We start from the raw sequence: 6,758 nt of genomic DNA on the forward strand, positions 1-6,758 counted from the left end.
AAATCAGATGATACGAAAGCCGCCGGTTCAAGTGCCGTCCGCAACAGACTAAACCCCGCGGCCGCTTCGGCTGTTTTCCCAGATTTGCGGCATATGGGCGCCGCAAGTTTGGCCGCGGTATACTGCCAGGTATTCAAGGCCAAAGTCGGCGCGAAGATGCCCAAATGTGGGAAAATGTTGCCCACATAAGCAACGCGGACCAAAGATTTTTCTTTGGTCCGCGTGCGCAAATCGGATGATACGACAGCCGTTAATAATGGGTCCGCTCCAAATCCTCCGGCAGGGGATCAATAGCCTGCAGGCGGCTCCAAAATTCGTCAATACTCTGAATGCGCTCTTTCGGGTCTTCCGTCAAAGCGGCTTCCAGCAGTTCGTCCACCGCCGGCGGCACGTTCGGAGCCAGTTTGGAGGCGGGCACGATTTTTTTGTTGGCGATATCAAACCCTTTCACCGTCCACGGCACCTGGCCCACCAGGGCTTCGTACAGGCACAGCGCCAGCGAGTACACGTCCGACTGTTTGCGCATAAACCCTTTTTGCTGTTCGGGCGCCATATAGGCCGGCGTACCGGCCACGGTGCGGGCTCCCGTTTCGTGGTCTACGGATTTTTTGGCCACGCCGAAGTCCATCACTTTGGCCTTGTCGTCTTCAAAAATCATAATGTTGCCGGGCTTTAAATCGCAGTGGATAATGTCCTGCGAGTGCGCGTAATGCAGGCCGCGGCAAACGTATTCAAAAATCTTTTTGGCTTTGGAGAACGGAAGCCGCCCGTCAATATCCAAGCGGGTTTCCAGCGTCTGCCCGTCCACGTATTCAAACACCAGGTACAAGGAGCTCTCGGATTCAATTACGGTGTAAATTTCCACAATGCACGGGTGGCGCAAAAGAGCCACCATCCGCGCTTCGGACAAAAACTGTTCGCGCACGTACGAACTGCGCACCAGTTCCGGGCGCACGCGCTTGATGGCGACTTTGCGTTTTAACACTTTGTCGTACGCTTCAAACACTTTGCCCATGCCGCCTTCGCCGATTTGGCGGATGAAATCGTACTGTTCTTTCACTTCCACTTCGCGGCGCGAAAACGCATTTTTCGGCTGGCGGAACACGTCTTCATACCGCCAATACACAAACAGCAGCACCGCGACGAACACCGCAATAAAATACAGCGTCACCCAGCGCGGGGCGGGATGTTTTTGTACGGGTTTTTCCGGCTCGGATACGGTTTTGACAAAAGTTTTTTCGTTGAGCTCTTTTTGTATTCTCTGCGCCATGCGCGAAGAAGGGTTCAGTTTAAGCGCGGCGTCTACGTCAATGCGGGCGCGCTCGTAATTTTGCAGCCGTAAATACGCCTCGGCGCGCAGGTTGTACGCGCGCGGATCCTGCGGGGCCACGGCAATGGCCTGGCCGGCGGAATAAATTACGTCGTCGTATTTGCCCAAACCGTCGTAAGCGATGGCAAGCAAAAGGTGGAAGCGGTTGTCCAGAAAATTTTTAGCCGTCAGTTCGTTGATGCGTCTAATCACTTCGTGAAAGCGTTTGTTTTTCAGCTTGTCGTTTAAAGAAGCGATTTCCGCGTTGCGGGCTTTTTGGTTGAAGACTTCTGCTTTGGAAGGCGTATTGGTTTGGGCGGAAAAGTTCCCCCCCACAATCAGCGGGGCGCCCTGTTTGGCCGGCGCGGCCCACAGAGCCGTGCATAACACAAAAACGCCCGCCAACAGAAATATCGTCTTTCTAAACATAAAGATATTCTAGCACAAAGAAAGGCTTTTGTTCCAATAGAGCGATAATTAATATAATAAGGAATATGAAAAAACAACCCATCGGCGTTTTTGATTCGGGCCTGGGCGGGCTGACTATTTTAAACGCCCTGCGCCGCGAACTGCCGCAGGAAGACCTTATCTATTTCGGCGATACCGCCAACGTGCCTTACGGCTCCAAATCCAAGGCCGCGGTTACGCGCTTTTCACTGGCTATTGCCCGTTTTTTACAGCAGGAAAACGTCAAGCTCATCATCGTAGCCTGCAACACGGCTTCCGCCCAGGCGCTGGCGGAACTGCGCAAACAAATTTCCGTGCCCGTTATGGGCGTAATTGAACCCGGCGCGCAAAAGGCCGTCCAAACCACCCGCAACGGCCGCATCGCCGTGCTGGGCACGGAAGGGACGGTAAAAAGCGGGGCTTACCCAAAAGCCGTGGCCAAACGCAATAAAAAAGCCCGCGTTTTCCAGCAGGCGTGCCCGCTGTTCGTGCCGCTGGTGGAAGAAAACTGGGGCAAAAAACCCGCCGCCGGGCTGATTGCCGAAGAATACCTCGCGCCCGTTAAAAAAAGCGGGGCGGACACCGTTATTTTGGGCTGTACGCATTACCCCGTATTAAAACCCGTGATTGCCAAAATTTTGGGCAAAAACGTAACCCTGGTGGACTCGGCCGACACGCTGGCCGAAGCCGCCCGCGCCTTTTTAACCGCGCGCGGACAGGCCGAAACCAAAGGCAAAGGCCGCGTGCGCGTCTACGCCAGCGACGACCCCAAGCGTTTTAAACGCCTGGCCGAATACCTGCTGGCGGACAGAATCGGCGCGGTGCGCCTTAAAAAACTGAACCAATGAAAATATACGCAGACAACCGCATGCTGTCGCTGGGCCTGGTGGGAGGAACCCTCTCCCGCCACGCGGGCAATATGCGCGACACCGCCGCGCAAACCCCCGTATACGGGGAATTGGGCATCCCGCCGCAGCGGATGTTACACTTTCACCAAACCCACAGCGACCGGATCATCCGCATCGCCTCGGACGCGGACGCCCTGTCCCTTCAAAACCAGCCGGTGCAAGACGCCGACGCGTGGCTTTTTTCCTGCGGGGGCTGGGGCGCGGCTGTTTTGACGGCGGACTGCGTGCCGCTTTTTCTGTGGGATGAAACCGCGGACGTTTTTGCGCTGGCGCACTGCGGCTGGCGCGGCGTAGCGGGGCAGTTACCTTATAAAACGGCCGTGGAGATGAAAAATGCCGGCGCGCGGGGCGTTATTTCCGGCTGGCTGGGGCCGCACATCCAGAGCTGCTGTTTTGAAGTACAGGAAGACGTGGCCGCCCAGTTTTCCGCCCAAAGCGTCATCCGCAAAGACGGCAAAATTTTCGTCAATTTAAATACGGAAATTCTCCTGCAGCTGGAGCTGGCGGGCCTCACGGCGGCGGACGTAAAAACGCCGTACTACTGCACCTGCGGCGACAGGGAAAACTTCTTTTCCTGGCGCAGGGACCACGAAAAAACAAACCTGCTGTCCTTTATATACAAACCGTAATGGTGCCGCCTGATATCAAAACGCCCCGGACAGTATCCGGGGCGTTTTTAACGGCTTAGTCAATTAAGAAGGGTGATTTTCATCCGCCGGGGCCGGCGCGTCCGGCGCGTTTTCGCCGGAAGCGGCGGGATGTTCCGCCGGGGCGGGAGCATTATCCGGCGCGGAAGCGCCCTCCGGCAAAGCGTTTGAGCCGTCCGCGGCCCCGCTTGGCTTTACGTCCGCCGTCGGGCCCTCTGCCGCGTGGCGGTAGAACATGGCTTTTCCCACCCATTTCAGTCCGCCTTTTTCAATACGGAAAGACATCAGGTTGGACAAAATCACGCTAAAGAAAATCACCGCGTAAATCACGTCCTGAATCACGGCCCCCTCGCCGGGCAGCTGCGAGGCAATCATCGCCGCCAACACCGCGCTGACCAGCCCGTTGGGGCACATCGCGAGGATAACGGAGCAGTCCGCCCGCGTAATTTTTTTGGACACGCAGTAGTTCACCGCCGGCGCGCGGAAAATAATTTTAGCCAGCGCCAGCGCAAACCCGATGGCCAGCAAATCCACCCGGCCGATGCGCATACAAATACCCATATACACGAAGAACAGCGTTTTAAAAATAAATTCCACTTCGTCAAAAAAATCTTTTTCCCCGCCGTTTAAAGACAGCAGGTGCCGGAAGTCCAGCTTTGGCAGCCACATGCGTTTAATCAGGCGGATATTCCCCGCCACCACGCCGAAAGCCAGCGTGGCGATAGCGCCGTCCCCGCCGATAAGCCCGCTTACGCTGTATACCAGCAGTACAAAAGCGAACGTCAGCGAGATGGCGTTTTCCAGCCGCCGCACCCGGTTTAAAATGCTCATCCAGAAAAATCCCGCCGCCAGCGCAAACACAATCCCGATGCCAAACGATTTAAGCACGTCCGCCGCCAGCATTCCGGCGGAGACGTGGCTCCCGTGCGACGCGGCCGACAACAGCGCCAGCGCCAGCACAATGGAATAGACGCCCGTTAAATTGGCTTCCAGAAACAAAATGGTTTTGGCGGTTTTGGACACCTGGAGCTTGGCCAGCATAGGCGTAATGATGGCGGTGGAATTGTCCGCCACGATGGCGCCGATAATCAGCGCGTACGTCTGCGGGATGCCCAGCACCCGCTGGGCGATAAAAGCGATAATCGCCGTAATCAGCACAAAACACACCGTGGTAAGCAGCAGGCCCTGGCCCACGGCGCCGCGCAGGGATAAAATCCTGAAATCAATACCGCTTTTAAACAGCACGACAATCAGCGCAAGCGTGGTGAAAATCTGCCCCGCTTCGCCAAACGACTCCGGGCTTACTATCTGAAGTACCGGGCCCATCAGCATCCCCAGCACCATCAAAGGCAGCACGTCCGGCAGGCGCGTTTTTTCAAACAGCGACGAGAAAATATGCCCCAAAAACAACAGCACGCCGATAAATAAAATTGCGTAAGTCATACTCAAATTATACGAAAAAAGGGACCCTTGCGCCGGGGAGCAATATTTCATTTAATATGCATATGGAACACAATGCGAAAATTCTGCTGGCGGACGATTCCCGCGCCATCCGCTTTCTGGTGTCCGAAATCCTGACGAACGCCGGCTTTACCGTAGTGGAAGCCGAAGACGGCCAGGACGCACTGGAAAAAACATATAAAGAAAACCCCGATTTGCTTATTCTGGACTATGAAATGCCTAAAAAAACAGGCTTTGAAGTGGTGCAGGAAGTGCGCAGCCGCACGGGATATTTGCATACGCCCATCATTATTTTTACCGCGGTAACGGACAAATCCACCAAGCTGGAAGGCCTGGGGCTGGATATTGACGACTACCTTACCAAGCCCGCCGACGAGGATGAAATTGTCGCGCGCGTGAAACTGCTCCTTAAACGCAATAAACAAAAAATGGACAGCAACCCGCTCACGCGTCTGCCCGGCAACCCGTCCATCCAGGCGCGGGTGGAAGCGGAAATTGCGGGCGGACGGCCCTTTGCCGTGCTGTACTGCGATTTAAACAATTTTAAATCTTTTAACGATAAATACGGCTTTGAAGCGGGGGACCGCGTGCTGAAAACCGAGTCCGAAATCATCGTGCGCGCCGCCGCGCAGGACCCGACCTCTTTTGTAGGCCACATCGGCGGGGATGATTTTATCGTCGTCTGCGCGTTTGACAAGGCCGAAGCCATCGCCCGGGAAATTACCGCCAAGACCGACGCCCTGGCCCCCACGTTTTACAACGACGAAGACCGCGCCAACGGCTATATGGTGTCCACCAACCGCAAAGGGGAGCTGGAAAAATTCCGTTTCCTCTCCATCGGCATCGGCATCGTGCACAACACCAAACGGCCGATGACGTCGTTTGCGATGGTGAGCAACATTGGAAGCGAACTAAAGTGCCTGGCCAAAAAGCACGAAGAAAACAGCCACTACGTAATAGACCGCCGCGCGGAATAAAACTTTTTACAACCCGAAAAATACGCCCGGCCAACTACAGCCCGGGCGTATGTATCACTCAAGTAAGAGGCGGTTTACAACCACACTACTTCGTCTGCGGTGCAAGTGTCGCCATAGTTTCTGCATTTTAATTTTTGCACACTTCCAAACACGGTGTACGAGTTCGTACCCGCCGGGCAGTTTACTCTATAAGTGCAGTTTAGTCCCCCGTGAGAGCCGTTCATTTTTAAGCCCGGCTGGAGGTGAGACGGGCACTGAGCGGCAGTACCCACTGAGTTTAAGCAAGCCTGCTGGCCTCTAGAATCCGTATAGTGGAAAGTTTCTTCCGAAATCTCTATGCGGCAGCAGCTAAACGTTCCGGGATTCGGGTCCGTAGGTGTCGTAGGCGTTTCCGGTTTGGGAACATTCGGCGTATCGCCTGTGCAGGCGTACTTTTTAAACCCACTGCTAATCCAGCTGCTGTTAAGCGTCTGCAGCTTTTGGCAGTAAGTGTCCGAAGCGGTGCATTTGTTGCTCGCCGCACGCACCATACAGCCAAACCCTACCAGTTTGCTCGCACAGGCCGCCGCACCGGTAATAGAGCCGATATACGCGTCGTAACCGATATTGCTTCCGTTCGCGCAAACATATTCAGCAGAGTCCGCTCCGTATTGCTTCAAAATACACGCCGTAAAGTCGGAAACCGAGTCCGAACAGCAGTCCTGTTCCGCGTCACATTCTTCCTGCGTTTTAGAACAGGTACCCCACGCACCGGTGCTCCATTCTCCCGTAGAAGCGTTACACGTTACAGAACGAGTCTGTGTGCCGCAGTCGTTGCACGTCTGGCTTTCTTCCGGCTTCGTTCCCGTGCATTCGCACTCATCGGCTATGGAGCAAGCGCCCCATTCTCCCCACGTACCGTTGGAAGTGTTGCACGTGCGCGTCTGCGTGCCTTTCCCCTGACATCCGCACGCTCGCGTGCTTTCCCCTTCACAGCTGCAAGCGTCAGAAATGGAACACGCACTCCAAC

The 6,758-nt window shown here is 55.2% G+C and carries 6 protein-coding genes and 1 pseudogene; 4 read left to right on the forward strand and 3 right to left on the reverse strand.

The features are described 5' to 3' along the window. Window positions 1–189, forward strand: a 189-nt coding sequence (locus tag ACQY36_RS07735; RefSeq protein WP_428078692.1) for a hypothetical protein, incomplete at its 5' end; no start/stop codon positions are given. A gap of 61 nt (window positions 190–250) precedes the next feature. On the opposite strand, the gene ACQY36_RS07740 is transcribed toward ACQY36_RS07735, so the two are convergent. Continuing rightward, window positions 251–1,738 (reverse strand): protein kinase domain-containing protein, encoded by a 1,488-nt coding sequence (locus tag ACQY36_RS07740; RefSeq protein WP_428070643.1) that lies wholly within the window; start codon window positions 1,736–1,738, stop codon window positions 251–253. 65 nt (window positions 1,739–1,803) lie between these two features. Here ACQY36_RS07740 and murI point away from each other — a divergent pair, with 65 nt between their 5' ends. Beyond that, a complete protein-coding gene (murI, locus tag ACQY36_RS07745) occupies window positions 1,804–2,604 on the forward strand; it encodes a glutamate racemase (protein WP_428078694.1) in 801 nt (266 codons plus the stop codon). Continuing rightward, window positions 2,601–3,293 (forward strand): polyphenol oxidase family protein, encoded by a 693-nt coding sequence (locus tag ACQY36_RS07750; RefSeq protein WP_428078695.1) that lies wholly within the window; start codon window positions 2,601–2,603, stop codon window positions 3,291–3,293. The genes murI and ACQY36_RS07750 overlap by 4 nt, the downstream gene beginning before the upstream one ends. Before the next feature lie 63 nt (window positions 3,294–3,356). Here ACQY36_RS07750 and ACQY36_RS07755 read toward each other — a convergent pair whose 3' ends face one another. Continuing rightward, complete coding sequence (locus ACQY36_RS07755) at window positions 3,357–4,754, reverse strand: cation:proton antiporter (protein ID WP_428078697.1); 1,398 nt, start codon at window positions 4,752–4,754, stop codon at window positions 3,357–3,359. 62 nt (window positions 4,755–4,816) lie between these two features. Between ACQY36_RS07755 and ACQY36_RS07760 the strand changes: the two genes are divergently transcribed. Next, entirely contained in the window at window positions 4,817–5,749 is a 933-nt protein-coding gene (locus ACQY36_RS07760) for a GGDEF domain-containing response regulator (protein ID WP_428078699.1), read from the forward strand. Window positions 5,750–5,823: 74 nt separating this feature from the next. Here the strand turns inward: ACQY36_RS07760 and ACQY36_RS07765 are convergent. Continuing rightward, window positions 5,824–6,758, reverse strand: a pseudogene (locus tag ACQY36_RS07765) (hypothetical protein); the annotation flags it as partial.

This window comes from Candidatus Avelusimicrobium alvi (genome assembly GCF_958451995.1).
Classification (GTDB): Bacteria; Elusimicrobiota; Elusimicrobia; order Elusimicrobiales; family Elusimicrobiaceae; genus Avelusimicrobium; species Avelusimicrobium alvi.

Coding starts and splice junctions, on each gene's coding strand:
- ACQY36_RS07755 (WP_428078697.1), bottom strand. CDS start 4,754: ATGACTTACGCAATTTTATTTATCGGCGTGCTGTTGTTTTTGGGGCAT.
- ACQY36_RS07740 (WP_428070643.1), bottom strand. CDS start 1,738: ATGTTTAGAAAGACGATATTTCTGTTGGCGGGCGTTTTTGTGTTATGC.
- ACQY36_RS07760 (WP_428078699.1), top strand. CDS start 4,817: ATGGAACACAATGCGAAAATTCTGCTGGCGGACGATTCCCGCGCCATC.
- ACQY36_RS07750 (WP_428078695.1), top strand. CDS start 2,601: ATGAAAATATACGCAGACAACCGCATGCTGTCGCTGGGCCTGGTGGGA.
- murI (WP_428078694.1), top strand. CDS start 1,804: ATGAAAAAACAACCCATCGGCGTTTTTGATTCGGGCCTGGGCGGGCTG.